The 1,486-nt window shown below is 57.9% G+C and carries 2 protein-coding genes; one reads left to right on the forward strand and one right to left on the reverse strand.

Going from position 1 to position 1,486, the window contains the following annotated elements; translation table 11 throughout:
• Positions 1-71 precede the first annotated feature (71 nt).
• Complete coding sequence (locus BVER_RS28875; protein ID WP_232316919.1) at positions 72-776, reverse strand: phage integrase family protein; 705 nt, start codon at positions 774-776, stop codon at positions 72-74.
• 193 nt (positions 777-969) lie between these two features.
• On the opposite strand from BVER_RS28875, the gene BVER_RS33120 reads away from it, so the two are divergent.
• On the forward strand, positions 970-1,341 hold the full coding sequence (locus BVER_RS33120) for a hypothetical protein (protein ID WP_050456142.1): 372 nt from the start codon (positions 970-972) through the stop codon (positions 1,339-1,341).
• Positions 1,342-1,486: the final 145 nt, after the last annotated feature.

The raw sequence follows: 1,486 nt of genomic DNA on the forward strand, positions 1-1,486 counted from the left end.
TTACCCGGAACAATGGACTCCAGTCGTCCCCATATCTCATCGGTCAGCAACATTCGACTCATCTTGATCGCTTACGCAAAAGATGAGATGTAAACACATTTCTTCAAATGTGAACAGAGCCTAGGCAGTCGGACGCGCTCTAGCGGTGCCAAGACACTCGAATCCGTATCAATCGTTACGAGTTCGCTATCTGGTGCCGAGAATGGATCGTCTAGCGAGATGTCTGGGGCGACATGCAGCCCGATCAGCGCCTCGTTCTGGCGTAGCCAGGACACGATGTGCCGCACGCGCCCCGGCCCGATGCGTGGCACGGCGCGCCACCAACTGCCGCCGCGCCGGTTACAGAAATCCACCAGTTCGGCCAGTGTGCTGATGCCGGCGTCTTTCAGTCGCCGCGCAACTAATGGTTTGAACCACATGCCGACCCCGTGCGACGCCTCGGGCTTGGCCACCGCCAATAGTGCGGCCTGCTCGACCATCTTGAGCGTCACGGCCGTGAGTCGTGCGCTGCCATGGGCTTTAGCCGACGCCTTCAGGTGATCGGCCAGCACCGACGAACCGTGCTCGAGCGCGAGATCGACCAGTTCGGCCTGCATGCGCCGCAAGTATGACTCGATCCAGCCTGGGGTCGCTTCGTTGCCGTGCTCGTCCTCGGAGAAATACAGGCGCGCGATCGTCGCTGCCGGCACGCGCTGAATGAACGCGCGCAGCGCCGCGAAGTGATTCTTCGTGTACGACGCTCGGCTTTTCGTGACGTTCTGCACTTTATTCGCCATTTGCCGCTTTTCGTGGTTCGCCGGAAGGCCAGTGTGGACGGGACGTAGATGCCCTACCCCCTGATTTTACCCATTAAACGCAATCCTGATAATACGAATTATCAGGATTAAAATGAAGTGAAAGTAGGGTAGGATTGCCTTCGCAACGCGCCTGACGCCGACAAGGTGCGGCTATGAACTCAACCAGACAATTATGAAGACAGCGCTGACGTGGCTGGTCATCGAAGCGCTCATCCCGCTCTTCGGTACCTCGTTAATCTATATAGCGTTCGGCGTAGCCCGGAAGGTGGTCCATGCGAAAGGTAAGCCTTTCAAATGGGAGTGGCGAGAGGCGGCCGATTCGATGGGATGGTTGTACGGCGGTGCGATACTGGCGATGCAAGATGCAATGAAGGCGAAAGACAGCAACACTCTTTTGCACAGTGGCCAGGTGAGATTGCGATCTGGGCTTCGTGGGGCGCCTTGGTGGTATGTTGTTTTGTCCTCTTTGCCGCGATGTTCGAGCGTGGCGAAGATGCAAACTGGAAGCCAACCCGCGGCATGCTTGCCACGTCATGCCTTTTAATGATAGTGATTGTAGGGTTGAACCGCCCCGGCTTTGTCGGAGACCGCCGAGTTTGGCGCTACGCCGCGCGAGCGGAAAGCACCGGATTCCGATTGTACGCTTCCTCTGCCTCCGCCGGCGACACGTACCCAAGCGGGCCGAGCAA

Origin of the sequence: Candidatus Burkholderia verschuerenii (assembly GCF_001189365.1) — a bacterium.
Lineage (GTDB): Bacteria > Pseudomonadota > Gammaproteobacteria > Burkholderiales > Burkholderiaceae > Caballeronia > Caballeronia verschuerenii.